Below are 25,801 nucleotides of genomic sequence, written 5' to 3'. Positions count from 1 at the left end.
GCATTACATGGAAACGACGCTATGGAAAAAGGCGATGGAATTGGCCGAACTGGCGTGCAGGAATGCCGCGCGCCTGCCAAGCGAAGAACGGTACGGAATCCGCTTGCAGATCACACGAGCCGCCGTCTCCATCGCCAGCAACATTGCGGAAGGATGGACGCGCGAGTCGAAGAACGAGCGCAGGCAATTCCTGGCAATCGCGCATGGATCATTGTCCGAACTCAACACGCAACTGCTGCTCTGTAGCCGCCTGAACTGGCTGCCGCCAGACTTGCTGACTACATCCTTTGGATTGCTCGACGAAATCAGCAGAATGCTCACTACCCTGCGCCAACGCTCCCGCCCCGCCTGACCCCGCTTCCCGCTCACTCCTCACTCCTCTTCGCTCACTCCTGCCTCACTGACAGGCTTCGCAGGCCTCCGGGTTTTCCAGCGAACAGGCCACCGCCTGCGCCGGCGTGTAGCTGGACACCGTGGTCTTGGCGATCTTCGTAGCCGGGCGCGAGCGCAGGTAGTAACAGGTCTTGATGCCCTGCTTCCACGCGTACATGTACATGGACGAGAGCGCCCCGATGTTCGGGCTTTCCATGAACAGGTTGAGCGAGGCGGACTGGTCGATGAACGCACCGCGCTCGGCGGCCATGTCGATCAGGCTGCGCATCGGCAGCTCCCACACCGTGCGGTAGACATGGCGCAGGGTCTCGGGGATCTGCGCGATGTTCTGGATCGAGCCGTCGGCCAGCTTGATCGCATCGCGCATCTCCGGCGTCCACAGGCCGAGCTGCTTGAGCTCGGCGACGAGGTAGCGGTTGATCTGCAGGAAGTCGCCGGACAGCGTCTCGCGCTTGAACAGGTTGGACACCTGCGGCTCCACGCATTCGTAGCACCCGGCGATCGAGGCGATGGTCGCGGTCGGCGCGATGGCGATCAGCAGCGAGTTGCGCAGGCCGTGCTCCTGGATGCGCGCACGCAGCGCGTCCCAGCGTTCGCCATGCTCGGGCGTCATGCCCCAGGCATCGAACTGCAGTTCGCCGACGGAGGCGCGGGTATCGGCGAACGACGCGTGCGCGCCGCGTTCGATGGCCAGCTCGCAGGAGGTGTCCAGCGCGTGGAAATAGATGGTCTCGGCGATCCGCTTCGACAGCGCGCGCGCGGCCTCGGAATCGAACGCCAACCGCTTGCGGAAGAACACGTCCTGCAGGCCCATGCAGCCCAGCCCGACCGGCCGCCAGCGCAGGTTGCCGCGGCGCGCCGGTTCGATCGGATAGAAGTTCAGGTCGATCACGCGGTCGAGCTGGCGCACCGCCAGCCGCACGGTTTCGGCGAGCTTGTCGAAATCGAAGTCGCCGTGCTCGTCCAGGTGGTTGCCGAGGTTGATCGACCCGAGGTTGCACACCGCCGTTTCCTCGGCGCTGGTGACCTCCAGGATCTCGGTGCACAGGTTGGACAGGTGGATGACGTTGCCCGCGCGCAGCGTCTGGTTGCTGGCGCGGTTGCACTTGTCCTTGAAGGTCATCCAGCCGTTGCCGGTCTCGGCCAGCGTGCGCATCATCCGCGCGTACAGCTTGCGCGCCGGGATCGTCCGCGCTGCCTTGCCCTGCGCCTCGGCCTGTACATACGCACGCTCGAAGTCCTCGCCGTGCAGGTCCACGAACTCCGGCACCACGCGCGGATCGAACAGCGACCACTCCTGGTCGGCCTCGACGCGCTTCATGAACAGGTCGGGCACCCAGTTGGCGAGGTTGAGGTTGTGGGTGCGGCGCGCGTCGTCGCCGGCGTTGTCGCGCAGTTCGAGGAAGTCCTCGACGTCGGCGTGCCAGGTTTCCAGATAGACGCAGGCCGCGCCCTTGCGCTTGCCGCCCTGGTTGACCGCCGCCACCGACGAATCCAGCGTCTTCAGCCACGGCACGATGCCGTTGGAATGGCCGTTGGTGGAACGGATCAGCGAGCCGCGCGAACGCACGCGCGAATAGCTCACGCCGATGCCGCCGCTGAACTTGGACAGTTGGGCGATCTCGCCGTACTTGCCGTAGATCGACTCCAGCGAATCCTGCGGCGAATCCAGCAGGAAGCACGAGGACAGCTGCTCGTGGCGGGTGCCAGCGTTGAACAGGGTCGGGCTGGACGGCAGGTAATCGAGGCTTCCCAGCCGCTGGTACAGCGCCAGCGCTTCCGGCACGTCCTCGCTCAAGGCGCTTGCAATGCGCAGGAAGAACTGCTGCGGCGTTTCGATCACCTTGCGGGTGTGCGGGTGGCGCAGCAGGTAGCGGTCGTACAGAGTGCGCAGGCCGAAGTAGTCGAAGTTCAGGTCGAGCGCCGGGTCGATGGCGTCGTTGAGCTTGCGCGCGTTGGCTTGCACGAAGCCGAGCAGGCGGTCGTTGATCAGGCCGACCTCATGGCCGCGCGCGACCGACTGCGAGAACGCATGGATTTCCTGCCCGGACACTTCCTTGGCGATGTAGTTCGCCAGCAGGCGCGCGGCCAGCCGGCCATATTCGGGCTCCTCGCCGATCAGCAGAGCGGCGGTGCGGATCGACAGCTCGTCGAGTTCCTGCGTGCTCGCGCCGTTGTACAGGCCGGAAATGGTGCGGGTGGCGACGCGCATCGGATCGATCGCGTGCAGCCCCTCGCAGCAGCGCTGGATGGCGCGCACGATCTTGTTCAGGTCGACCGGCTCGATGCTGCCGTTGCGCTTGGTCACGCCCATGGCGGTGGCGGTGGGCGGCGGGGTGAGGTCGAACGCGGGCGCTTCGGCCGGCGCTTCGGCGGTCAAGGACTGCGACATCTGGCGTCTCCATGCGGGATGCACGGGCCCGGCCTGTCCCTCGCAGGCGCGGATGGCATCGGAAACGTCAGGGTGGAAGCGCGGTGTCGCACGGCCTGCGACCCGGCACGGAATCCATGCGGGGCGGCCCTGCTGCACCAGCCATCTCCCCCGGAGATTCCTCGGCCGGCACCGCGCGGCGTGCTTCGCGCGGCTGTCGGCAGGTCTTCGGACTCGTGGATGCGGCGGGAACCCGTCCCGACCACCTCGGCCGCCGCTTCCCAGGGCCACCGCCCCAGTGCGAATACGCGACCTCGTCTCCACCTACCGCTGCGGGGCAGTGCCGGGTTTGGCGTGGCGTTCCGGAGAACGCGGGCCGCACCGGCTTCCCTTTTCATCCGACAGGTTGTGCCTGACGGAACCGACGACCCCAAGATACGGGGGATGCCGCCGATGGTCAATCCCGATCGGGCGCGTCCCCGGCGCTGACCGCATAGCGCCAATAGGTCGGTGCGCCGAGCGCCTCGCCGACGCGTTCGAGCCGCGTTCCGGGCATCATCGCCAGCGCCAGCGCGCCATTGCCGAAGGCCCAGCTCAGCGCCTCCGCGCCGGCCGCCTCGGCGGGTTGCGCGGTGACCGCGCGGGCGGCGCGCGGCTGCAGGCCCTCGCCGCTGCGCTTGCCGCGCGCCTCCTTCAGCGTCCACAGCGCATGGAACACGTCGGCCCGCGCCGCATCGTCGGCGTCCTGCACGCGCTGCCGCTCCTCCGCCGAGAACACGAACCTTGCCAGCGCGTTCCAGTCGCGCTCGCGCTGCGGCAGCTCGACATCGACGCCGACCGGCGCGTCGGCCAGCGCCAGGGCCAGCCAGTCGCCGCTATGGCTCAGCGAGACGTGCAGCGGCGCGGCATCGCCGTCCACGCGCAGCAGCGGGCGGCCATCGGCATGCGCATCCAGCGCGATCCGGCGCACGTCCAGCTGCAGCCACTGCGCCGCCAGCGATCGCGCCTGCCAGTGGCCGGCGAGAAACGTGTCGCGGCGCGCCGGCGAGGTGATCGCCTGCAAACGCAGGCGCTCCGTTTCGGTCAGCCACTCCGGTCCCTGCGCATCGGCCTCGGCGGCCGCCGAAGCGACGGGCAGCAGATGCAGGCGCGCGGCGGCACTCATGCGGGCAACCGCCGCACGCGAACCCCCACCTCAGTCCACCATGGCGGGCAGCAGCTTCTCGGGTTCGGCCTGCACGTCCAGCACCAGTTCGCCGTCGACGGCGTCCAGCGACACCCGGCCGCCGCCGACCAGCTTGCCGAACAGCAGTTCGTCCGCCAGCGGGCGCTTGATCCGGTCCTGGATCAGCCGCGCCATCGGGCGCGCGCCCATCAGCGGGTCGAAGCCCTGCTGGCCCAGCCATTCGCGCGCGGCCGGGGTGGCCGAGAGCGTCACCTGCTTCTCGTGCAGCAACGTTTCCAGCTCGATCAAGAACTTGTCCACCACCCGCAGGATGTGGTCGAAGCCCAGCGCCTGGAACTGCACCACCGCGTCCAGCCGGTTGCGGAACTCCGGCGTGAAGCCGCGCCGGATCGCCTCCATCGCGTCCGGGCTGTGATCCTGCTTGGTGAAGCCGATGCTGCGCCGCGCCGCTTGGGTCGCGCCGGCATTGGTGGTCATCACCACGATCACGTTGCGGAAGTTGGCCTCGCGCCCGTTGGTGTCGGTCAGCGCGCCGCGATCCATCACTTGCAGCAGGATGTTGAAGATGTCCGGATGCGCCTTCTCGATCTCGTCCAGCAACAGCACGCAGTGCGGCGTCTTGACGATCTTCTCGGTCAGCAGCCCGCCCTGGTCGAAGCCCACGTAGCCGGGAGGCGCGCCGATCAGCCGCGACACCGAATGCGGCTCCATGTATTCGCTCATGTCGAAGCGGATCAGCTCGATGCCGAGCTGCATCGCCAGCTGCCGGGTCACCTCGGTCTTGCCCACGCCGGTGGGGCCGGCGAACAGGAAGTTGCCGATCGGCTTGTCGGGATTGCCGAGGCCCGAACGCGCCAGCTTGATCGCGCTGGACAGCGTTTCGATGGCCGGATCCTGCCCGAAGATCACCATCTTCAGGTTGCGCTCCAGATGCTGCAGCACGTCCTTGTCGGAGGCGCTGACCTGCTTGGCCGGGATGCGCGCCATCTTGGCGACGATGGTTTCGATTTCCTCGACGTCGATCAGGCTCTTGCGCGTCTCCACCGGCAGCAGCCGCTGGCGCGCGCCTGCCTCGTCGATCACGTCGATGGCCTTGTCCGGCAGCAGGCGGTCGCCGATGTGCTTGACCGACAGGTCGACGGCGGCGCGGATCGCCTCGTCGGCGTAGGCCACGTCGTGGTGCGCTTCGTACTTCGGCTTCAGGCCCTTGAGGATTTCCACCGCCTCGCCCACCGTGGGCTCGACGATGTCGATCTTCTGGAAGCGACGTGCCAGCGCGCGATCCTTCTCGAACACGCCGCGGTATTCCTGGAAGGTGGTAGAGCCAATACAGCGCAGTTCGCCGTTCGCCAGCACCGGCTTGATCAGGTTGGACGCATCCATCGTGCCGCCGCTGGCCGAGCCCGCGCCGATGATGGTGTGGATCTCGTCGATGAACAGGATCGCTTCCGGCTGCTTCTTCAGCGCCGCCAGCACGCCCTTCAGGCGCTTCTCGAAATCGCCGCGGTACTTGGTGCCGGCGACCAGCGCGCCGAGGTCGAGCGCATAGATCACCGCGCCGCTCAGCACGTCCGGCACCTCGCCATCGACGATGCGCTTGGCCAGCCCTTCCGCCAGCGCGGTCTTGCCGACGCCGGATTCGCCGACGTACAGCGGGTTGTTCTTGCGGCGGCGGCACAGCACCTGGATGGTGCGCTCGATCTCGTCGGCGCGGCCCACCAGCGGGTCGATGCGACCGGCCAGCGCGGCCTCGTTGAGGTTGCTGGCGAATTCGGTCAGCGGATCGCCCTTGCCTTCGCCCTCGCCGACCTCGCTCTTGCCCTCGCCTTCCTGCGCGGGCTGGCCCGATTCCTCTTCCTGGCGGGCGATGCCGTGCGACAGGTAATTGACCACGTCCAGCCGGTGCACGTCCTGCTGGTTGAGGAAATACACGGCGTGCGAGTCCTTCTCGCCGAAGATCGCCACCAGCACGTTCGCGCCGGTCACTTCCTTCTTGCCGGAGGACTGCACGTGGTAGACCGCGCGCTGCAGCACGCGCTGGAAGCCCAGCGTGGGCTGGGTGTCGCGCGCGTCCTCGGCCGGGAGCCGGTTGACCGACACCTCGATGGCGTTTTCCAGCTCCATGCGCAGGCGCGGCAGGTCGCCGCCCACCGCGCGCAGCACGCCTTCCGCGGACGGGTTGTCCAGCAGCGCCAGCAGCAGATGCTCGACCGTCATGAACTCGTAGCGCGCCTCGCGGGTGCGCTTGTAGCACTGGCCGATGGTTTGTTCGAGATCCTTGCTGAACATGGAAACCTTGCTCCGGGTACGTCTGCTCCTATGTAGGGCGCATTCGGCTCCGGGACAAGTGCCCCGTGCGGCCTACGCCCGCTCCATCGTGCACAGCAGCGGGTGCTGGTTCAGCCTGGCGTATTCGTTGACCTGCGCCACCTTGGATTCTGCGATCTCGCGGGTGAACACGCCGCACACGCCCTGCCCGCGGGTATGCACGTGCAGCATCACCTGGGTGGCGCGCTCCAGCCCCATCGAGAAGAACTTCATCAGCACGTCGACCACGAAGTCCATCGGGGTGTAGTCGTCGTTCAGCAACAGAACGGTGTATTGCGGCGGGCGCGCCAGTTCCGGGCGCGAGGGCGCGACCACGGTTCCGTGGTCGTGGTCGCGCTGCGGCTTGTCGGACGGGTTCGGCATGGGCAAATTATACGGATCGTGCCTCGTCGCGCCGCAGGCCAGGCCCCCTTCCCCACGCCAATGGACTCTTTCATGCGCCTGCCGATCCTCGCCGCCACCGCCTGCCTGCTCTGCCTCGCCGCCCCGTCCGCTCCCGCCGGCGACGCCTCGGTCGAGGCCCGCCTGGACGCCCGCGGCATCAAGTACGAGATCGACGAGGACGGCGACTACAAGGTGGTGGTGTCCTATGAAAAGGAACAGCGCACCCAGCTGGTGTTCGTCTCCGGCGCCACCGAGTCGATCAAGGGGCTGACGGTGCGCGAGGTGTTCTCGCCGGCCGGCAAGGTGAACGAGGATGGCATAGCCGGCAAGGCGCTGGCGCTGCTGACCGAGAGCCGCACCAAGAAGATCGGCGCCTGGGAAATCGCCGGCGACGTCCTCTACTACGTGATCAAGCTGCCCGACAGCGCGGACGCGACGCAGCTGGACGCGGCCATCGACATCGTGGCCGAGATCGCCGACGACAAGGAAATCGAGCTGTCCGGCGACAAGGACGCCCTTTGATGAGCTACCGCGAAGGCCGCTTCTGGCAGCCGGACGTGACCGTCGCCACCCTGGTGGTGCGCGACGGCCGCCTGCTGTGCGTGGAAGAGCGCGCCGGCGGCCGGCTGGTGCTCAACCAGCCCGCCGGCCACCTGGAGCCCGACGAAAGCCTGCTGGACGCGGCGCTGCGCGAAACCCGCGAGGAAACCGGCTGGAACGTCCGCCTCACCCATCTGGTCGGCACCTACCAGTGGAAGGCGCCGGAAACCGATCGCCACTACCTGCGCTTCGCCTTCGCCGCCGAGCCGCTGGACGAGATCCCCGGCGCGACGCTGGACGAGGGCATCGTCCGCGCGCTGTGGCTGACGCCGGAAGAACTGCGCGCCGAAACCGAACGCCACCGCAGCCCGCTGGTCTGGCGCGCGGTCGCCGACTATCTCGGCGGCAGCCGGCATCCGCTGTCGCTGGCGCGGCAGCTGGCATGAGCGAGGCGGCGCGGGTCGTCGTCGGCGTGTCCGGCGGCGTGGATTCCTCGGTCGCCGCGCTGCTGCTGCGCGATGCCGGCGTCGATGTCACCGGGCTGTTCATGCAGAACTGGGCCGATGATGGCAGCGGCGAATGCCGCGCCGAGGAAGACCGCCGCGACGCGGTCGCGGTCTGCGGCGCGCTGGGCATCCCGATCCGCTTCCGCGATTTCTCGCGCGAATACTGGGACGGCGTGTTCCGCCATTTCCTCGACGAATACGCCGCCGGCCGCACGCCCAACCCGGACGTGCTGTGCAACCGCGAGATCAAATTCAAGCACTTCCTCGACGCCGCCCGCGAGCTGGGCGCGGACGCCATTGCGACGGGCCACTACGCGCGCGTCGATCACGACGGCCGCGTGTTCCGCCTGCTGCGCGCCATCGACCGCGGCAAGGATCAAAGCTATTTCCTGCACCAGCTCGGGCAGGCGCAGCTGTCGGCAACGCGCTTCCCGCTGGGCGAATTGCGCAAGGACGCGGTGCGCGCGCTTGCCGCCGAACACGGCCTGCGCACGGCGGAGAAGAAGGATTCCACCGGCATCTGCTTCATCGGCGAGCGCGATTTCCGCGAGTTCCTGTCGCGCTACCTGCCGGCGAAGACCGGCGAGATGCGCACGCCCGACGGCGCGCGCATCGGCGAGCATCCGGGCGTGTTCTATTTCACCCTCGGCCAGCGCGAGGGCCTGAACATCGGCGGCGTGCGCGGCCGCCCGCAGGCGCCGTGGTTCGTGGTCGGCAAGGACGTGGAGCGCAACCTGCTCTACGTCGATCAGGGCCACGACAGCCCGTGGCTGCAATCGCGTTCGCTGCGCAGCGCGGCCGCGCACTGGGTCGCCGGCGCCCCGCCCGCCGCGCGCTTTTCCTGCACCGCGCAGACCCGCTACCGCCAGCCGGACGAAGCCTGCGAGGTCGAAGTACTGGGCGACGGCGGCCTGTCGGTGCGCTTCGCGCGGCCGCAGCGCGCGGTCACGCCCGGTCAATCGGTGGTGCTCTACGATGGCGACAACTGCCTGGGCGGCGCGGTGATCGCTTCCACCGACGCGCCCGTTCCCGAGACGAATCCCGCATGAGCAATCCCTACGACGACCGCGTGCTGGCCTTGGCCGGACTGGTCCAGGCGCTGGCGCAGGTGCGCCGCATCGCCGACACCGGCCAGTCCGAAAGCCGCCAGGTGCAGGCCGCGCTGGACAGCGTGTTCCGCATCGACGCCGCCGACGCCGAAGCCGTGTACGGCAGCGCCGGCGACCTGCGCGCCGGCCTGCGCCAGCTGCGCGACTATCTGGCCGACGGCAACAAGGACGAGGCGCTGGGCAAGCTGGCGCTGGCGGTGCTGCAGCTGGAGCGCCGCTTCGTGCGCAGCGGCGGGATCACCTCGAAGGTGCAGGCCGGCCTGCGGCAATTGGCCGGCGAGGCGCAGGCGCAGGGCAGCGCCCATCCCGACGTCATTTCCGAACTGGCGCGGCTGTACGCCGACACCATCAGCACCCTGCGCCCGCGGGTGATGGTGCAGGGCAATCCGCACTACCTCGGCCAGGCCGGCGTGGTCGCCGAGATCCGCGCCCTGCTGCTGGCCGCGCTGCGCTCCGCCGTACTGTGGCGACAGCTGGGTGGGAGCCTGTGGGACTTCGTGCTCCAGCGCCGCGCGATGGCGGCGGCGATCGACGCGCGGATGGGCTGAGGCTTTTTCCCATCGCCGCCGGAAGCGCGCCATGGCGACGCGCTCCCGCGGAATCCGGTTCGCCGAAGTCAGAAGCGGTACGTGCCCCACAGCGAGGCCATGCCGCCGGCACCCGTGTTGCCGCTGCGGCGGCTGAGGTCGAAGCGGAACGTGGCCCTGCCGCCGAACGCCGCCGACAATCCCAGCCCGAACAGCCGGCTGCGTTCGCCCATGCCGATGCTCTGCAACGGTGCCCACTGCTCCAGCCCGGTGAAGCTGGCGTCGAACAGCTCGCCCCGCGAAGCCAGCGTCCGCTGCCACTCGGCGCGCGCGTCCGCCCGCAGATCGACGTCGCCGATGCGCCAGCCGCGCTCCCCGCGCAGGCCGGCGAAGCCCTGCCAGCGCTGGCTGTCCCAGGCATTGGCGCGCAGGCCGAAGCCGGTGTCGCCGCCTTCGGCGAAGCCGTCGTTGCCGATGCGCACGAACTGCGCGCCGACATACGGCGTCAGCGCGACGCCGCCGGCATCGAAGCGCCGGCCAAGTTCGCCGAACGCGGACACATAATCGCCGGACAGCTGCGTCGCCACCGTATCCCGCAGATCGCCGAGCAGCAGGTTGCGCTGCATCTGCCGCCGGAACGCGCCGGACGCCAGCTGCGCCTGCGCCTGCCACGGGCCGCGCCAGGCCACCGCGTACAGCTGCACCTCGCGCTGGTGGCCGCGGCTGCGGTCGCCCGACGCGCCCAGCCAGCCGGACTGCTCCAGCCGGTTCATCGCGATGCCGAGCACCGCATCGCGCCCCAGCCGCCAGTCGCTGCCGATCATTTCGCCGGACGCGTCCAGGCCGACGCTGTCGTAGCCCGCCTGCGCCAGCTGGCCGCTGGCGGCCAGGTCGCGATACCAGCCGCCGGCCTTCGCAGGCGCCTGCGCGAGCGCGTCGAGGCGCTGGCCCAGCGCGCGCCGGCCGGCGTCGATGGCGTCGAAGGTCATCGCGCTGGAGGCCGCGTGCAGTTCGCCGGACAGGCTGCGCAGCGAGGCGTCGGCGTTGGCGACGCTGGCCGACTGCTGCAGCGCGCCGGCCGCGTCGATGAAGGCCGCGCCGATCCCGCCAGGCGCGCTTCCGCCGAGCTGCGCGTCGATGGCCTGCATCGCCGACTCCACCCGCGCCGCCGAGGCCAGGCTGATGCCGTCCAGCCCCATGCCGGCGACGGCCTTGCTCACGTCGATGCGGTTGATGTTGAGGAAGACGTTGTTCGGATCGTAGGCCAGCGCCGCGTCGAGGAACACGTTCGGCGCGGCCTTGAGCGCGGAGAACGTGCCGCTCACGCCGCCGGTCGCGTTGAGCAGGGTTTCCTTCGCGGTCGTGGTGTAGCCGCTCTTCACGCCGAGGATCGACACCGTGCCGTTGAGCGTGGCGTTTCCGCTCACCTTCAGCGCGCTGCCCAGCCACACGCCTAGGTTGCCGCTGGACGACTGGCTGAAGTTGCCGGCGATACTGGCCGGCGTGGTCGCGCCGCCCAGGAACTTGCCGTTGTTGCCGACGTTGCCGCCGAACGCGCCGCTGGCCCAGACCGTGGCGCCGCTGGCGATGGACAGGTCGGACTTCAGCCCCTTGCGCACATCCAGCGCGCCGGCGTTGACCTGCGTCGCGCCGGTGAACTTGCCGGCCTCGGTCAATGTCAGCGTGCCGCTGCCGTTCTTGACCAGCCCGCCGCTGCCGACGATCGAATTGCGCCAGACCGAATTGCCGGAGAACGACACGCTGAAGTCGCCCCAGGCGAAATTGCTCGGTCCCATCGCCGCCTTGGTCACGTCCAGCAGGCCCCAGCCGAACACGGCGTCCACGCCCGCCGCGCCCAGGTCCTTGGCCCCGCCCAGAATCAACTGCCGCACCTGGTCGTTGCTCAGGTACGGAAACGCCGACCACACCACCGCCGCCGCGCCCGACACCTGCGGCGCGGCATAGGACGTGCCGCCGCCCTGATACAGCGAATAGCTGGCGTCGCCCACCTTCGCGGCCGGGTCGATGAAGATCGTGTTGCCCGGCGCCAGCAGGCAATAGTTCATCGCCGAACCGCACCGCTGCGAATACGAGGTGAGCTGGGTCGGGTTGTCCGGATCGAGCGCGCCCACGGTCAGCCAGCCCTTCTCCAGCTGCGCGTCGCCGGCCAGCGTCGGCAGGCGGGCGTTGTCGGACGGCTCGCCCGCGAAGCGCGCATCCTCGCCGCTGTTGCCGTTGGCGAACACCACGATGCCGCCCCGGTTGACCGTGAAATCCTTCCAGGCGGCCGCCAGCTCCTGCGTCAGCGCCGGGTCGTCCCAGTACAGCCCGCCCCAGGAATTGTTGATGATCCTGGCGCCGGCACCGGCCAGCTCGGCGTTGATCGCCTTGAAGAAATCGCCGTAGCCGTCGCCGGCGTGGATCTCGTTGCCCGCGCCGGAGCCGTCGTCGTCCGGGCGCGCGTCGCCGATGATGCGCGAGGACACGATGCCGGCGCCCTGCGCCACGCCGCCGCCCCAGCTGCCGATGCCCTTGCCGGCGGCCATCTGCGCCACCACCGTGCCGTGCCCGACCACGTCGTCGACGCCGGTGTTGTTGGTGGCGGGATCGACGTGGATGAAGCTGCTCGTCACCCGGCCGCTCAGCGCCGGGTGGTTGCGGTTGACGCCGGAATCCACCAGCCCGATGGTCACGCCCTGCCCGAGCAGGCCCGCGCCCAGCGCGCCCGCGGCATTGGTCAGCTGCAGGTGCTGGCTGTATTGCGGCAGCGATGCCGGGCCGGCCAGCGTCGGCACCGTCGGCGGATTGACCGCCAGCGACGCGTCGTTGGCGACGTTGGGCGTGAAGCTCGGGCTTGTCGGCGGCGTCACCGGCGGCGGCGTGGGCCGCACGTTGCCGCCCCCGCCTCCCCCGCCGCAGGCGGCCAGGGCCAGCGCGATGGCGCCGGGCAAAAGCGCGCGGCCCAGCCGCGGCGAGCGGTGCGAGGCTCGATTCGTGTTCATGGCATCCCCGTTGTCGTGATCCGGCGCGCCACCCCGGCGCGCCCTTCCCATGCCGACGTTGTAAGCCGCCGCCCGCCCGTCCGCAACGCCCGGCGGCGCGGTTCGAGCTGAATGCGGCAGCGCAACATGGCGATCGTTTCGCGCCATAATCGGGGTTTGCCGGCGCCGCCGGCCCCACGCATCCGGAGCTTTCCATGAGCGACGTCGTCATCGTCGGTGCCAAGCGCACCGCCATCGGTTCCTTCCTCGGCCAGTTCACCGGCACGCCCACGCCGGCGCTGGGCAGCGCCGCCATCCAGGGCGCGCTGGCGCAGGCCGGGCTGGTCGCCGACCAGGTGGACGAGGTGATCATGGGCTGCGTGCTCCCGGCCGGCCTCGGCCAGGCCCCGGCGCGCCAGGCCTCGCGCGCGGCCGGCATCCCCGACGCGGCAGGCTGCACCACCATCAACAAGGTCTGCGGCTCCGGCATGAAGGCGGTGATGCTGGCCCACGACATCGTCAAGGCCGGCTCGGCCCGCGCGGTGGTCGCCGGCGGCATGGAGTCGATGACCAACGCACCTCACCTGCTCAACGGCTCGCGCACCGGCATCCGCTACGGCAGCGCCGAAATGCTCGACCACATGGCCTACGACGGCCTGACCAATCCCTACGACGGCAAGGCAATGGGCGTGTTCGGCGACGCCGCCTGCGCCAAGTACGGCTACGACCGCGCCGCCGTCGACGCCTTCTCCGCCGAGAGCGCGCGACGCGCGCAGGCCGCGCAGGCGTCCGGCGCGTTCGACGCCGAGATCGCGCCGGTGACGGTCAAGACCCGCAAGGGAGAAGTCGTGGTCGGCAAGGACGAGGAGCCCGGCAAGATCGACCTCAACAAGATTCCCGAACTGCGTGCGGCGTTCGGCAAGGACGGCGTGCTGACCGCCGCCTCGTCCTCCAAGATTTCCGACGGCGCCGCCGCGCTGGTGGTGATGTCGGCCGAAGCCGCCGCGGCCGCCGGCGCCAGGCCGCTGGCCCGCATCGTCGCCCACGCCACCCATGCGCAGGCGCCGGAATGGTTCACCACTGCCCCGGTCGCCGCGCTGAAGAACGTGCTGGACAAGGCCGGCTGGAGCGTGGCCGACGTGGACCTGTTCGAGGTCAACGAAGCCTTCGCCTGCGTGGCGATGGCACCGATGACCGACCTCGGCATCCCGCACGACAAGCTGAACGTGAACGGCGGCGCGCTGGCGCTGGGCCACCCGATCGGCGCCTCCGGCGCCCGCCTGCTGGTGACCCTGATCCACGCCCTGCAGGCCCGCGGCGGCAAGCGCGGCGTGGCCTCCCTGTGCATCGGCGGGGGCGAGGCGACTGCGGTCGCGATCGAACTGGCATAAGGGCATTCAACGCCCGAACAAAAAAAATCCGGCCAACCGCTTGACACGCGGCTACGGCTTGTCATCATGGTGGGGCACGCATTTTCTGCGTTGCTCCAGAATTTTAACGACGAGGAAACCGTATCATGTCGATCAACAAGATCCTGCTGGCGATGGCGCTGGGCCTGGCCCTGACCGCGTGCAGCAAGTCCGAGCCGGCTGCCGACGCTGCTGCTGCCGCCGAAGCTCCGGCTGCCGACGCCCAGGCCGCTGCCGACTCCGCCGCCCAGGCTGCCGACGCTTCGGCTGACGCCGCCGCCGCTTCGGCCGACGCCGCTGCCGCTTCGGCCGACGCCGCCGCTGCTCCGGCCGACGCCGCTGCCGCCCCGGCCGAGGCCCAGGCTGCCGCCGACTCCGCCGAGCAGGCTGCGACCACGGCTGAAGAAGCCAAGAAGTAATCGAGACGGCGGAGCACATTTCGCCGAATCGTTACGCCAAAATCGGAAAAGCCGTCGGTGTCCCGGCGGCTTTTTCGTGTTCCGGCGCATCGCCGGAATTGCTACGAGTCAGTGAACGACCCGCCGGCCCGTGCCGGATCGCTAAGCGCACTGGCGTTGTCTGATCCCATCCTAGTTGCATTTCAGTCAACCCCTCAGGAGATTTCCATGAACACCAAGCTTTTCGCGCTCCTCGCCGCTGGCGTCCTCGCTCTGTCGGCCTGCAAGAAGGAAGAAGCCCCGGCCGCCGACGCCGCTGCTGACGCCGCCGCCGCCACCGCCCAGGCCGCCGACGCCGCCGCGACCGCCGCCGACAACGCCGGCGACGCCGCTGCCACCGCCGCCGACGCCGCTGGCGATGCCGCCGCTGCTGCCGGCGACGCCGCCGCTGCCGCTGGCGACGCCGCTGCCGCCGCGACCACCGACGCTGCCGCCACCGCGACCGACGCCGTCAAGGACGCCGCCGCCGACGCCGCTGGCGCCGTGAAGGATGGCGCCGCCAAGGTCGAAGAAGCCGCCAAGAAGTAATTCCAGGCTGCACAAGCGACACCCGCAAGGCCCGCCCTCACCGGCGGGCCTTGTTTTTTGTCCCGTCGGCCACGGCCGGAACGGCAGTCCGGACATCGCCCGGCTGCCGATGACGACACTGGGCGCATCGAAGGATATTTTCACCATCGCCGGAGCCACACCACAGACGCCAGCCGCGGGAGCCGGCACAAAAAAACCCCGCGCGATGCGCGGGGTTCGGAATCCTGCGGCGCTGGCCGCCGGCTGCAGGCGAGTTCTCAGACGACCGGCTTGACGCCCGCCGCCTGTGCGCCCTTGGCGCCCTGCTGCACTTCGTAGCTGACCCGCTGCCCTTCCTGCAGGCTGCGGAAGCCCTTGCTGTCGATCGCGGAGAAGTGCACGAACACGTCTGCGCTGCCGTCCTCGGGCGCGATGAAACCGAAACCCTTGGCGTCGTTGAACCACTTCACGGTGCCGTACTGCATGGATGCGAAGACCTCTTGCGAATGCGTGTGTGATGGGGCCGGATTGCGGACTGCACCGCCGCGGCTGCGGCGGCACGCGCGAGTATGCAACAACCGCGGGCGCGCGCAACGCCCGCTTTCATTCCGGAAGGTCGGCAGGCGATGCGCGTTCGAGCGCGGCCACGAAGCCCGCCTCCAGCGGATAGCGTCCCCACCAGCCGTGCTGCACGCCGGTCAGCACCCGCAGCATGTGCCCGCGCGCCAGCGGCAATCGGCCCGCCGGCAGGAACGCCAGGTCGCGCAGCGCGGCGACGCGGTCGCGCTCCGACTGGAACAGCGGCGTCAGCCAGCGGCTGTAGCGGTGGTAGGCGGCCAGATGCGCGCGGCGCTCGCGCTGGTAGGCGTCGAAGGCCGCCTCGGTCGACGCCGCTTCGCGCAATCGCGCCGCCAGCGCCAGCGCGTCCACCAGCGCCATGTTGACGCCCTGCCCCAGCTGCGGGCTCATCGCGTGCGCGGCATCGCCCAGCAGCACCGCGCGCCCGCGCCACCAGCGCTGCGGAATGGCGTCGCGGTAGGCGGCGCGCGCCAGCACGCCGACGTCGAACGCATCGCCCAGTTGCCCGTGTGCCTGCGGCCACAGCGCCTCCAGCGCACGCAGCCAGGCCTCGCGGCCTGCATCGCGCCACGCCTCGAAGCCGGCCACCGGCAGGCTCCAGAAGAAGCTCAGCTTGCGCGCCGTCTCACCCGGCATCCGCCCCACCGGCAGCATGCCGGCCATCTGCCGGGCGCGGCGGTAGCGCTGGCGCAGTTCGTCGCGCCACGGCCAGTCGCTTTCCGGCAGCAGGCACCACAGCGCGCCCCAGGGATAAGGTTTGTCGATGCGCATGCCGGTGACCGCACAGCGCAGCGTTGAAGCCGAGCCATCGGCCACCGCCAGCACGTCGAACGGCCCGTGCCAGCGGCCCTGTGCGTCGCGCAGGCGGCCGCCGTCGCAATCCAGTTCGGCGATGGCGCAGCCGGCGTGCAGCCGGATACCGGACTCGCGGCTTATGGCCGCATGCAACAGCGCGAACAACGCGCCGCGCTGCATGCCCAATCCGGTCAGGCGCGGATCGAGGTCGGCGTAGCGCATGTCCATGACGCCGCGTCCCTCGGGCGTCTCGCCATACAGCCGTGCCACTGGCACGCCGAGCGCGCGCGCATCGTCCAGCAACCCCAGCCGCCACAGCGCTTGCAAGCCGGTCGGTTGCAGCAGGAAGCCCGCGCCGACCGGGCCGGGCGCCGGCACGCGCTCGAACACCTCGACGTCGTGGCCGTCCCGCGCCAGCGCCAGCGCGAGGGCCTGCCCGCCGCTGCCGTAGCCGACGACGGCGACGCGCAGGCGGCGCGTCATCCGCCCAGCAGCGCCCGCAGCAGGCGCGCCGCGTCGTCCATCGCCGCCGCCACGTTGTCCAGCACGTCCTGCAGGGTGATGACTTCGTCCGGATTCGGCCCCGCGCCCGCCGCCCAGTTGGCGACGATGGCGAGGCAGGCGTAGTCCAGCCCCAGCTCGCGCGCCAGTCCGGCCTCCGGCATGCCGGTCATGCCGACCAGGTCGCAGCCGTCGCGGCGCATGCACGCGATTTCGGCCTTGGTTTCCAGTCGCGGCCCCTGCGTCGCGCCGTAGCAGCCACCGACGGCCATCGCGATGCCCGCGCCTACCGCGGCGGCGATGACCTGCTTGCGCAGCGCCTGCGTGTAGGGATCGCCGAAATCGACGTGCAGCACTTCGCTGCCCGGCTCCTCGCACAGCGTCGAAATGCGGCCCCAGGTGTAGTCGATGAGCTGGTCCGGGCAGGCCAGCACGCGCGGACCGAAGCGCTCGGTGATGCCGCCGACGGTGTTCAGCGCCAGCACGCGGGTCGCACCCAGCGCCTTCAGCGCAGCGAGGTTGGCGCGGTAGTTGATCCTGTGCGGCGGCAGCGAATGGCCCTCGCCGTGGCGGGCCAGGAAGGCCACGCGCTTGCCCGCATAGGTGCCGATGCGCACCGGGCCGGACGGCGCGCCGTAGGGCGTGACCGGCTGGTGGGTTTCGACGTCGGCCAGTTCGCCCAGCGCGTAGACGCCGGTGCCGCCGATGACGGCAAGTTCAATAGTCATTGCATGCTCCTGCTCAGCTCCTCCCCTTGTGCGTAGCACAGGGGGAGGTTGGGAGGGGGTCGCTCTTCGCGGAACGCCGAAAAGCACCCCTCCCCAACCCTCCCCTTCGCTGCGCGAAAGGGAGGGAGTGGAAACTCAATCCCCCAACGCGTAAATCGCCGGCAGATTGCGCCCCTGCTCGTAGTAATCCATCCCGTAGCCGAACACGTACGCATCCGGCACCCGCACGCCCACGTGGTCGGCGCAGATGCCTTCGACGCAACGGTCGTGCACCTTCTCGGCCAGCACCGCGATGCGCACCTCGGCCGCGCCCTGGTCCTCGCACCAGTGCCTCACCGCCAGCAGGGTGTGGCCCTCGTCCAGGATGTCATCGGCCAGCAGCACCTTGCGCCCCTGCATCGAGGTGGCCGGGCGGTGCAGCCAGGCCAGGCCCGACCCGCTGGTCTGGCCGCGATAGCGAGTGGCGTGCAGGTAATCGAACTCCAGGTCGAGTCCACGCTCGCCCAGCGCGAACGCCAGCTGCGCGGCGAACGGCAGCCCGCCGTTCATCACCGTGATGTACAGCGGGACTTCGCCGTCGTCGTAGGCCGGGCGGATCTCGCCGGCCATGCGTTCGATCGCCGCTTCCAGCGTGGCCTTGTCGAACACCACCTGCGCGGTGGCCAGCGCATCGGCCAGTTTCGGTGCGGTCATGCCACATCTCCCATGTTGTTCGCGCCGGACTGCACGCCGATCTCCAGCGCCGGGGCGCGTATGCCTTCCAATTTCGATTGCGCGTCGACACGGCGCGCATCCGCCAACAGTCCGTCCCAGCCCAGCGGGCCGCGCCCGATCAGGCCGATCAGCGCCATCGTGTTGAGCGCGCGGCCTTCGACCGCCGCCAGCGCCTCTTCCACCTGCGTCGGTTGCGACACCAGCACCACGTCGCAGCCGGCATCCAGATGCGCGTCGATGCGGGCCTTGATGCCGCCCACCGCACCGGCGGCGGCCATGCCGATGTCGTCGGAGAACACCACGCCGCGGAAGCCCATCTCGTTTCGCAGGATGTCGCCGATCCAGCGCGCCGAGCAGCCCGCCGGTTCCGGCGCGATCTGCGGATAGACGACGTGCGCCATCATCACCGCGTCCGCGCCGGCGTCGATCCCGGCGGCGAACGGCACAAGGTCGAGCGTGCGCAGTTCTTCCAGCGTGCGCGGATCGACGGCCGCGTCGTGGTGGGTGTCTTCCAGCACAGAACCGTGACCGGGGAAATGCTTGAGCGTGGCGGCCATGCCGGCCTCGTGCATGCCTTCGACGTAGGCGCGGGCGAACGCCGCCACCGCCTGCGGATCGGGCGAGAACGCGCGGTCGCCGACGGCGCGGTTGCCGCGCGCCAGGTCCACCACCGGCGCGAAGCTCAGATCCACGCCACTGGCGCGCACTTCGCTCGCCATCAGCCACGCATGTTCGCGCGCCAGCGACAACGCGGCGTCCGCGTCGCGCCGGTACAGCGCGTCGAAACCGTGCAGCGGCGGCAGCGCGCTGTAGCCTTCGCGGAAGCGCTGCACGCGCCCGCCTTCCTGGTCCACCGCGAGCAGCACCGGCCGCGATGCCGCCTCGCGGATCGCCTGCGACAGCTCGGCCACCTGCGCGCGCGAAGCGAAATTGCGCGCGAACAGGGTGACGCCGGCGCAGGCGTCGTGCCGCAGCCAGTCGCGCTCGCGCGCGGTGAGTTCGTGTCCGGCAACGCCGATCAGCAGCATCCCTGTTCTTCCTTCAAGTCCAGCGCCAATCGCTCGTCCTCGCGCCATTGCGAGTACGGGCGCGAGGCCAGGGCCAGATTGTAGTAGCGCTGCGCGTGGGTGGCTTCCGCGCCGGCCCAATCCGGTTTCGCGAAAGCTTCGTCGGTGGCGTCCAGCTCGATCTCCGCCACCACCAGCCCGGCGTTGTCGCCGAGGAACTCGTCCACTTCCCACAGATGGCCGGCGTGTTCGACGTAATGGCGGTTCTTCTCGATCAGCCCGCCCACGCACAGCTTCAGCAGCGCCTGCGCGTCCGCCACCGGGACGGGATATTCGAACTCCTGCCGGCTCGCGCCCAGCTCGCGCGACTTGATGTTGAGGAAGGCGGCCTCGCCCTCGATGCGCACCCGCACCGACGCCTGCATCGCGCCGGAATCGACCAGCGCGAGGTCGTTGAGATAGCCCTGCGCCATCGGCACGACCCTGTGCGCGACGGCGCGCCAAGCGTCGTTGACCGGCAGGAACTTGCGTTCGATTTCGATGCCCATGCTCAGCCCTTTTTCGGCGGATCGAACACCGCGATGGATTCGACGTGCGCGGTATGCGGGAACATGTCCATCACGCCCGCCTCGCGCAGCGTCCAGCCCGCTTCGTTGACCAGCCAGCCGGCGTCGCGGGCCAGCGAGCCGGGATGGCAGCTGACATAGACGATCCGCTTCAGGCCCTTCAGCGGCAGTTGCTTAAGCACTTCGATGGCACCGGAGCGTGCGGGGTCGAGCAGCAGCTTGTCGAAGCCGGCTTTCAGCCACGGCTGACCGGCCAAATCCTGCGCCAGATCGGCGGTGTGGAACTGCACGTTGCCCATGCCGTTGTGCTCGGCGTTCAAGCGCGCCCGCGCCACCAGACCGGCATCGCCTTCCACGCCGACCACCGCACCGTCGCCCGACGCACGCGCCAGCGGCAGGGTGAAATTGCCCAATCCGCAGAACAGATCGAGCACGCGCTCGCCCGGCTGTACGTCCAGCAGCTCCAGCGCGCGGGCGATCATCGCCTGGTTGAGCTTGGCGTTGACCTGGATGAAATCCAGCGGGCGGAACAGCAGTTCCACGTCCCACTGGGGCAGCCGGAACGCCAACTGCGGCGGCTCGCCCGCAAGCGGATGCACGGAATCCAGGCCGCCGGGTTGCAGGAAAATCGTGAATCCGTGTTCCTCGCCGAACGCAGCCAGCTTGGCCTTGTCGGCCTCCAACAGCGGTTGCAGGTGGCGGAACACCAGCGCGGTCGCCGCATCGCCGGCGATGAACTCGATTTGCGGAATGTCGCGGCGCGCGTCCATGCCATCGACCAGCGCGCCCAGCGCGGCCACCTTGAAGCCGAGCTGCGGCACCACGACGTGGCACTCGGCGATGTCGGCGACGAAACGCGGATCCTGCTCGCGGAAACCCACCAGCGTCTTGTCCTTCTTCTCCACCCGCCGCACCGAGAACCGCCCCTTGCGCCGATAGCCCCAGGCATCGCCTTGCAGCGGCGGCAGCACCGCGCCCGGCGCGACATGGCCGATGCGCTGCAGATTGTCCAGCAGCACCCGCTGCTTGTAGGCGATCTGCCGATCCTCGGCGAGGTGCTGCAACACGCAGCCGCCGCAAATGCCGAAATGCGGACAGCGCGGCGCGACCCGATCCACCGATGCCTCCAGCACCTCCAGCGTCTTCGCCTCGTCGAAATGCTTGGAGCGCGCGGTCTGCTGCACGCTGACGGTTTCGCCCGGCAGCGCGCCGGACACGAACACGGCCTTGCCGGCCTGCGCGTGGCCGTCCGGCCAACGGGCGACGCCGCGACCGTCGTGGCTGAGGTCGTGGATGGCGAGGGTCTTGGGGGTCTGGTCGAGGCGGGCCACGTGGCGGACAAGGGCTGGGTGGCCGGCCATTGTCGCAGACTGCAGCGCGAAGCCGGCGGATGCAGGCGGTATCCTTGGCGTTTTCGTGCCGCACCGGACGCTCCGCATGCCCGCGCTGACCTCGCAACTCGACACCCGCTCGCAGGACTTCCTCGACAACGCCGCCTTCCACCGCGACCTCGTGGCCGAACTCGACCGTCGGCTGGCGCGCGCGGCGAACGGCGGCGGCGAGAAGGCGCGGGCCAAGCACGTCGAACGCGGCAAGCTGCTGCCGCGCGAACGCATCGACGCCCTGCTCGACCCGGGTTCGCCGTTCCTGGAACTCGCCCCGCTGGCCGCCGAAGGCATGTACGACGATGCCGCGCCCGCCGCCGGCATGGTCTGCGGCATCGGCCGGGTGATGGGGCAGGAAGTCGTCATCGTCGCCAACGACGCCACCGTCAAGGGCGGCACCTATTTCCCGATGACGGTGAAGAAGCACCTGCGCGCGCAGGAAGTGGCGCGCGAGAACAAGCTGCCCTGCATCTACCTCGTCGATTCCGGCGGCGCGTTTTTGCCGTTGCAGGACGAGGTGTTTCCCGACAAGGAACACTTCGGCCGCATCTTCTACAACCAGGCGCGGATGTCTGCTGCGAACATCCCGCAGGTCGCGGTGGTGATGGGCAGTTGTACCGCCGGCGGCGCCTACGTGCCGGCGATGTGCGACGAATCCGTGATTGTGAAGGAACAGGGCACCATCTTCCTCGGCGGCCCGCCGCTGGTGAAGGCGGCCACCGGCGAAGTGGTGGATGCCGAAACGCTGGGCGGCGCGGACGTGCACACCAGCGTCTCCGGTGTGGCCGACCATTTCGCCGAGGACGACCGCCACGCGCTGGAAATCGCGCGCGGCATCGTCGGCACCTTCAACCGCAAAAAAGTCCTGCCGGTGGCGACGCAAGCATCGCGCGAACCGCTGTACGCCAGCGACGAGCTGTACGGCATCGTGCCGAAAGACGCGCGCCGTCCGTTCGACATCCGCGAAGTGATCGCCCGCATCACCGACGGCAGCGAACTGCAGGAGTTCAAGGCACGCTACGGCAAGACGCTGGTGACCGGCTTCGCGCATCTGCACGGCTACCCGGTGGGCATCGTCGCCAACAACGGCATCCTGTTCGCCGAATCCGCGCTCAAGGGCGCGCACTTCATCGAACTGTGCAACCAGCGCGGCATTCCGCTGGTGTTCTTGCAGAACATCACCGGCTTCATGGTCGGCCGCAAATACGAACAGGCCGGCATCGCCAAGGACGGCGCGAAGATGGTGACGGCGGTGGCGTGCAGCCATGTGCCCAAGTTCACCGTGGTGATCGGCGGCAGCTTCGGCGCGGGCAACTACGCGATGTGCGGCCGCGCCTACGGCGCGCGCTTCCTGTGGATGTGGCCGAACGCGCGGATCAGCGTGATGGGCGGCGAACAGGCCGCGAGCGTGCTGGCGACGGTGAAGCGCGATGGCATCGAGGCCAGGGGCGGCGTGTGGACGCCCGAGGAAGAAGACGCCTTCAAAGCCCCGATCCGCGAGCAGTACGAAACGCAGGGCAACCCCTACTACGCCACCGCGCGGCTGTGGGACGACGGCATCATCGACCCCGCCGATACCCGCCGGGTGCTGGGGCTGGGGTTGTCGGCCTCGCTCAACGCACCGATCGAGGATCGCACCCGCTTCGGCGTGTTCCGCATGTGACCGCCCGCGCGGCGATCAGGCCTGGCCCTTCGCCACGCGTTCCAGATAGCCGCACAGCATTTCGCCGACCGCCTTCGCCAGCGCATCCACGCTGGCGCGCGAGCGCGCCTGCTCGGACACGGTCTTGCCGGTCGCGGTCAGCACGGTGGCGACCGCATCGGCGGCCTGCCGGCGCTTGCGCGGATCGACGCCGGGTAGCGCCTCGGCCATGAACGCCGCCAGCTGCTTCTGGCCGGCGCGGCGGTGCGCCGCCGCTTCCGGCGCATCGCGATACAGGGGCGCAGCGTCGGCCAACGCGCCGCGCAGGGCCGCCTCCTCGCACTCGGAGCGGAAGAACGCCAGCACCGCCCGGCGCAGACGCTCCGGCGGCGGGCGCGCGGCGTCGGCCAGCATCTCGTGGAGCTGGCCGCCGGTCTGCGCCCATTCGTCGGCCTGCAGCCGGAACAGGATCGCCTGCTTGTTGGGGAAGTACTGGTAAAGCGAACCCACGCTGACGCCGGCCGCCTCCGCCACCCGCGCGGTGGTGAAGCGCGCCGCGCCTTCGCGCTCCAGAACGCGAACCGCCGCTTCCAGAATGGCCGCCACCAGGTGCTCCGAGCGGGACTGGCGAGGCCGCTTGCGCGGCGACACCACGGGGTTTTCGCGCTTCTTCATGGGCGGCGCTCCGGAATGCGAATTGTGAATGCGACGAATCATTCGCATTCTAGCCGCACCCCGGACGCCGTCCGCCAACCGCTGGAAATACCGCGATGAATACCCTTCTTTCCCCCCCGCTTTCGACCCTGCTGCCCCGCCTGTTCGACGAAGCCGACGCCACCCAGGAAACGCTGGAGCGCGACTTCGACCAGCTGTCGCCGGACCAGCGCCAGGCGCTGCTGCGCGGCGAGGACTGGCGCGCGCTGTACGAACGCGCCAAGGACGCCCATCTCGCCGTCTCGCGCGAGACCGGCCGCCTGCTCTACCTGCTCGCCCGCGCCAGCAACGCCCGCACGGTGGTGGAATTCGGCACCTCGTTCGGCGTGTCCACGCTGCATCTGGCCGCCGCGCTGCGCGACAACGGCGGCGGCCGGCTGATCGGCAGCGAGTTCGAGCCCGGCAAGGTGGCGCGGGCGCGCGCGAACGTGGCCGCCGCGGGTCTGGACGACCTGGTCGAGATCCGCGCGGGCGATGCGCTGGAAACGCTGGCGCGCGATCTGCCGGAAGCCATCGATCTGGTGCTGCTCGACGGCGCCAAGGCGCTGTATTCGCCCGTGCTCGACCTGCTCGAACCGCACCTGCGCCCCGGCGCGCTGATCGTCGCCGACAACGCGGACATGGCGCCGGACTACCTTGCGCGCATCCGCGGCGGGAACGGCTATCTCAGCCTGCCGTTCGATGCGGACGTGGAGCTTTCGCTCAGGCTGTGAGCGCCGTTCCGCCTGGCTCCAAAAATCGCACCCGCTTCCCTTGAAATGGGGATGTGACTTCCATCGCATTCAATGGCTTGGGCCAACTATCTTCCGTATTCAGGAAGATAGTTGCGCTAAATCGGTGGTAGCCTCGGAAATCCTTCCCCGTGGAGATCCGTGCATGGCCATCTGGAAAGACCCCGCCCCGGCCGCCAAGGCCAGCGAGCCCGCCCGCTTCGACCTCGCCTCGCCCGAACCGCCGGTCGCGACGGCCACGGAACCCGCATCGGCGCCCGCCGCTCCCACGCCGATCCGCGCGGTGGAAACCCCGGCGCGCGAGTCGGTGATCGCCGCCGACCTCGCCATCGAGGGCAAGATCGAAGGCGCCGGCCACGTCCGCATCGCCGGCAAGTTCAAGGGCGACATCAAGGTGCAGGGCAACCTGACCATCGACCAGGGCGCCAAGGTGTCCGGCGGCGTGTCGGCCAGCAAGGTGACGCTGGCCGGCGAGCTGGAAGGCAACATCGCCAGCGCGCAGCAGGTGGAACTGCTGCAGAGTGGCGCGATCAACGGCGACCTCAAGGCCGGCAGCCTGACCGTCGCCGCCGGCAGCCGCATCCGCGGCCACGTCGAATGCGGCTGGGGCAAGGACGACAAGCCGGCGAAGACGGAGAGCGGCAGCGCCGCATGAGCGCCGTGCGCCCCGGCGTGGCGGGCGCCACGCGCACCTGCCCGCACTGCAAGGCCACCATCCTGGAAAGCTCGGCGGTCTGCCCGGCCTGCCGCGGCCACCTGCGCTTCGACGCGCCGGCCAGCGACGCGGCGCAGCGTTTCGTGCCGCTGAAGGTGGAAGGCACGCTCAACGCGCCGGACGACGGCGCGTTCGAGTACACGATGGTGGTGGTGATCCGCAACGAACGCGGCGAGGAAGTCGGCCGCCACGTGGCCGGCGTCGGCGCGGTGTTCCCGGGCGAATCGCGCAGTTTCAGCGTGGCGGTGGAGGCGGTGCCGGCGTCGCCGGGCAAGCGGCGGCGGCACTGATCCGGGGGAGGCGGCAAGGTCGCCCCCCGTGCTCCGAAGTAGCCGGCGAGCCTGTCCCACCCGAGGTCCAGGCCGCAGGCCGAAAGCCGGAACCGAAAAACAATCCTTCCGGCTCAATTCCCTGGAAGCCTGATCGCTTCTTTCCAGCGCCGAAACGCGATCCGAACGTTCCCGCAGCGTTTTCTTCACGGACGCGTTCTTACACTTCGGCTGCCGCCCCGCGGCGGCGCTGGCAGTCACGCGGCCAATCTTCGCGCACCGCCAGACAGCCACTTCACACCCTCTAGGAGTCCATCGATGAATGCCAAGCTCTATGTCGCCCTGGTGGCTGCCGCACTGACGCTGTCCGCCTGCAAGAACGACACCACCACCGCGCAGAACGAAGCCGCCGAAGCCAGCGACGCCGCCCAGCAGGCGGCCGATGCCACCAGCCAGGCCGCCGACGCCGCGGCCAATGCCGCCTCCGAGGCCGCCGACGCCGCAGCCGCCGCGACCGGCGAAGCCGTCGGCGAGGCCGGCGCGGCGGTGGAGAACGCCGCCGACAACGCGAAGCAGGCCAGCGCCGACGCCGCCTCCAAAGCGGCCGATGCGACCGCGAATGCGGCCCAGGCGACCGCGGATGCCGCGCAGAAGATGGCCGACAAGGCCAAGAACGCTGCCGACGAAGCCAAGAAATAACCGCCCGGCTTCAACGCACCACACGACAAGGCCCGCGATCGCGGGCCTTGTTTTTTT

General features: G+C 69.6%; 26 protein-coding genes and 1 riboswitch. Of the genes, 13 read left to right on the top strand and 13 right to left on the bottom strand.

All coding sequences use genetic code 11. The annotated features are described in order from the left end of the window. Window positions 1-7 precede the first annotated feature (7 nt). The gene (locus H9L17_RS15005) at window positions 8-352 is read left to right on the top strand and encodes a four helix bundle protein (protein WP_187570216.1); all 345 of its coding nucleotides are present in this window, start codon (window positions 8-10) and stop codon (window positions 350-352) included. A 45-nt stretch (window positions 353-397) separates the two neighbouring features. On the opposite strand, the gene H9L17_RS15000 is transcribed toward H9L17_RS15005, so the two are convergent. The 4 genes from H9L17_RS15000 to clpS all read right to left on the bottom strand — a co-directional run bounded on the left by H9L17_RS15000 (window position 398) and on the right by clpS (window position 6,641). After that, window positions 398-2,785: a ribonucleoside-diphosphate reductase subunit alpha gene (locus H9L17_RS15000; protein WP_187570215.1), complete on the bottom strand. Its 2,388-nt coding sequence runs from the start codon at window positions 2,783-2,785 to the stop codon at window positions 398-400. A 181-nt stretch (window positions 2,786-2,966) separates the two neighbouring features. Continuing rightward, window positions 2,967-3,205: riboswitch (cobalamin riboswitch) on the bottom strand. Between the two features lie 16 nt (window positions 3,206-3,221). Then, window positions 3,222-3,929 (bottom strand): 4'-phosphopantetheinyl transferase family protein, encoded by a 708-nt coding sequence (locus H9L17_RS14995; RefSeq protein ID WP_187570214.1) that lies wholly within the window; start codon window positions 3,927-3,929, stop codon window positions 3,222-3,224. A gap of 30 nt (window positions 3,930-3,959) precedes the next feature. After that, window positions 3,960-6,239: an ATP-dependent Clp protease ATP-binding subunit ClpA gene (gene clpA / locus H9L17_RS14990; RefSeq protein ID WP_187570213.1), complete on the bottom strand. Its 2,280-nt coding sequence runs from the start codon at window positions 6,237-6,239 to the stop codon at window positions 3,960-3,962. Between the two features lie 72 nt (window positions 6,240-6,311). Beyond that, on the bottom strand, window positions 6,312-6,641 hold the full coding sequence (gene clpS / locus H9L17_RS14985; RefSeq protein WP_187570212.1) for an ATP-dependent Clp protease adapter ClpS: 330 nt from the start codon (window positions 6,639-6,641) through the stop codon (window positions 6,312-6,314). Window positions 6,642-6,713: 72 nt separating this feature from the next. Here clpS and H9L17_RS14980 point away from each other — a divergent pair, with 72 nt between their 5' ends. The 4 genes from H9L17_RS14980 to hflD are packed head-to-tail and all read left to right on the top strand — an operon-like array spanning window position 6,714 to window position 9,365. Beyond that, window positions 6,714-7,184, top strand: a complete 471-nt coding sequence (locus H9L17_RS14980) for a type III secretion system chaperone family protein (protein ID WP_187570211.1) — start codon at window positions 6,714-6,716, stop codon at window positions 7,182-7,184. Next, on the top strand, window positions 7,184-7,648 hold the full coding sequence (locus tag H9L17_RS14975; protein WP_187570210.1) for an NUDIX hydrolase: 465 nt from the start codon (window positions 7,184-7,186) through the stop codon (window positions 7,646-7,648). The genes H9L17_RS14980 and H9L17_RS14975 overlap by 1 nt, the downstream gene beginning before the upstream one ends. Further along, window positions 7,645-8,757, top strand: a complete 1,113-nt coding sequence (mnmA, locus tag H9L17_RS14970) for a tRNA 2-thiouridine(34) synthase MnmA (RefSeq protein ID WP_187570209.1) — start codon at window positions 7,645-7,647, stop codon at window positions 8,755-8,757. The genes H9L17_RS14975 and mnmA overlap by 4 nt, the downstream gene beginning before the upstream one ends. Beyond that, window positions 8,754-9,365: a high frequency lysogenization protein HflD gene (gene hflD, locus H9L17_RS14965; RefSeq protein WP_187570208.1), complete on the top strand. Its 612-nt coding sequence runs from the start codon at window positions 8,754-8,756 to the stop codon at window positions 9,363-9,365. Before mnmA ends, hflD begins: the two co-directional genes overlap by 4 nt. 68 nt (window positions 9,366-9,433) lie before the next feature. Here the strand turns inward: hflD and H9L17_RS14960 are convergent, their stop codons facing one another. Further along, window positions 9,434-12,346 carry an autotransporter serine protease gene (locus H9L17_RS14960; protein ID WP_187570207.1) on the bottom strand — a complete coding sequence of 971 codons (2,913 nt, stop codon included), beginning with the start codon at window positions 12,344-12,346 and terminating at the stop codon, window positions 9,434-9,436. 194 nt (window positions 12,347-12,540) lie between these two features. On the opposite strand from H9L17_RS14960, the gene H9L17_RS14955 reads away from it, so the two are divergent. The 3 genes from H9L17_RS14955 (at window position 12,541) to H9L17_RS14945 (ending at window position 14,720) form a co-directional block, all read left to right on the top strand. Continuing rightward, entirely contained in the window at window positions 12,541-13,716 is a 1,176-nt protein-coding gene (locus H9L17_RS14955; RefSeq protein WP_187570206.1) for a thiolase family protein, read from the top strand. A gap of 125 nt (window positions 13,717-13,841) precedes the next feature. Then, window positions 13,842-14,153 (top strand): hypothetical protein, encoded by a 312-nt coding sequence (locus H9L17_RS14950; protein ID WP_187570205.1) that lies wholly within the window; start codon window positions 13,842-13,844, stop codon window positions 14,151-14,153. Window positions 14,154-14,360: 207 nt separating this feature from the next. After that, a complete protein-coding gene (locus H9L17_RS14945) occupies window positions 14,361-14,720 on the top strand; it encodes a hypothetical protein (RefSeq protein WP_187570204.1) in 360 nt (119 codons plus the stop codon). Window positions 14,721-14,977: 257 nt separating this feature from the next. Here H9L17_RS14945 and H9L17_RS14940 read toward each other — a convergent pair whose 3' ends face one another. The 7 genes from H9L17_RS14940 to rlmD all read right to left on the bottom strand — a co-directional run bounded on the left by H9L17_RS14940 (window position 14,978) and on the right by rlmD (window position 20,950). Further along, window positions 14,978-15,184 (bottom strand): cold-shock protein, encoded by a 207-nt coding sequence (locus H9L17_RS14940; RefSeq protein ID WP_187570203.1) that lies wholly within the window; start codon window positions 15,182-15,184, stop codon window positions 14,978-14,980. Between the two features lie 118 nt (window positions 15,185-15,302). After that, the gene (locus H9L17_RS14935) at window positions 15,303-16,556 is read right to left on the bottom strand and encodes an FAD-dependent oxidoreductase (protein WP_187570202.1); all 1,254 of its coding nucleotides are present in this window, start codon (window positions 16,554-16,556) and stop codon (window positions 15,303-15,305) included. Next, window positions 16,553-17,302: an S-methyl-5'-thioinosine phosphorylase gene (locus H9L17_RS14930; protein ID WP_187570201.1), complete on the bottom strand. Its 750-nt coding sequence runs from the start codon at window positions 17,300-17,302 to the stop codon at window positions 16,553-16,555. The genes H9L17_RS14935 and H9L17_RS14930 overlap by 4 nt, the downstream gene beginning before the upstream one ends. 135 nt (window positions 17,303-17,437) lie before the next feature. Then, window positions 17,438-17,995 carry a hypoxanthine-guanine phosphoribosyltransferase gene (locus H9L17_RS14925; protein WP_187570200.1) on the bottom strand — a complete coding sequence of 186 codons (558 nt, stop codon included), beginning with the start codon at window positions 17,993-17,995 and terminating at the stop codon, window positions 17,438-17,440. Next, window positions 17,992-19,044: a beta-N-acetylhexosaminidase gene (nagZ, locus tag H9L17_RS14920; protein ID WP_187570199.1), complete on the bottom strand. Its 1,053-nt coding sequence runs from the start codon at window positions 19,042-19,044 to the stop codon at window positions 17,992-17,994. The genes H9L17_RS14925 and nagZ overlap by 4 nt, the downstream gene beginning before the upstream one ends. After that, window positions 19,035-19,571: a CYTH domain-containing protein gene (locus tag H9L17_RS14915; protein WP_187570198.1), complete on the bottom strand. Its 537-nt coding sequence runs from the start codon at window positions 19,569-19,571 to the stop codon at window positions 19,035-19,037. Before H9L17_RS14915 ends, nagZ begins: the two co-directional genes overlap by 10 nt. Window positions 19,572-19,573: 2 nt before the next feature. Then, the gene (rlmD, locus tag H9L17_RS14910; protein WP_187570197.1) at window positions 19,574-20,950 is read right to left on the bottom strand and encodes a 23S rRNA (uracil(1939)-C(5))-methyltransferase RlmD; all 1,377 of its coding nucleotides are present in this window, start codon (window positions 20,948-20,950) and stop codon (window positions 19,574-19,576) included. 76 nt (window positions 20,951-21,026) lie between these two features. Here rlmD and H9L17_RS14905 point away from each other — a divergent pair, with 76 nt between their 5' ends. Next, window positions 21,027-22,637, top strand: coding sequence for a carboxyl transferase domain-containing protein (locus tag H9L17_RS14905; protein WP_187570196.1), 1,611 nt, complete (start codon window positions 21,027-21,029; stop codon window positions 22,635-22,637). Between the two features lie 15 nt (window positions 22,638-22,652). Here the strand turns inward: H9L17_RS14905 and H9L17_RS14900 are convergent, their stop codons facing one another. Then, window positions 22,653-23,291, bottom strand: coding sequence for a TetR/AcrR family transcriptional regulator (locus tag H9L17_RS14900; protein ID WP_187570195.1), 639 nt, complete (start codon window positions 23,289-23,291; stop codon window positions 22,653-22,655). 95 nt (window positions 23,292-23,386) lie between these two features. Here H9L17_RS14900 and H9L17_RS14895 point away from each other — a divergent pair, with 95 nt between their 5' ends. From H9L17_RS14895 to H9L17_RS14880, 4 genes are all read left to right on the top strand, one after another. Further along, window positions 23,387-24,043, top strand: a complete 657-nt coding sequence (locus tag H9L17_RS14895) for an O-methyltransferase (RefSeq protein ID WP_187570194.1) — start codon at window positions 23,387-23,389, stop codon at window positions 24,041-24,043. 163 nt (window positions 24,044-24,206) lie between these two features. Continuing rightward, window positions 24,207-24,716, top strand: coding sequence for a bactofilin family protein (locus H9L17_RS14890; protein ID WP_187570193.1), 510 nt, complete (start codon window positions 24,207-24,209; stop codon window positions 24,714-24,716). Next, window positions 24,713-25,066, top strand: coding sequence for a hypothetical protein (locus H9L17_RS14885; RefSeq protein WP_187570192.1), 354 nt, complete (start codon window positions 24,713-24,715; stop codon window positions 25,064-25,066). The genes H9L17_RS14890 and H9L17_RS14885 overlap by 4 nt, the downstream gene beginning before the upstream one ends. A gap of 297 nt (window positions 25,067-25,363) precedes the next feature. Next, on the top strand, window positions 25,364-25,744 hold the full coding sequence (locus H9L17_RS14880; RefSeq protein ID WP_187570191.1) for a hypothetical protein: 381 nt from the start codon (window positions 25,364-25,366) through the stop codon (window positions 25,742-25,744). Window positions 25,745-25,801 lie beyond the last annotated feature (57 nt).

Origin of the sequence: Thermomonas brevis (genome assembly GCF_014395425.1) — a bacterium.
GTDB lineage: Bacteria > Pseudomonadota > Gammaproteobacteria > Xanthomonadales > Xanthomonadaceae > Thermomonas > Thermomonas brevis.
This window is presented reverse-complemented; position numbering and strand designations above follow the sequence as displayed.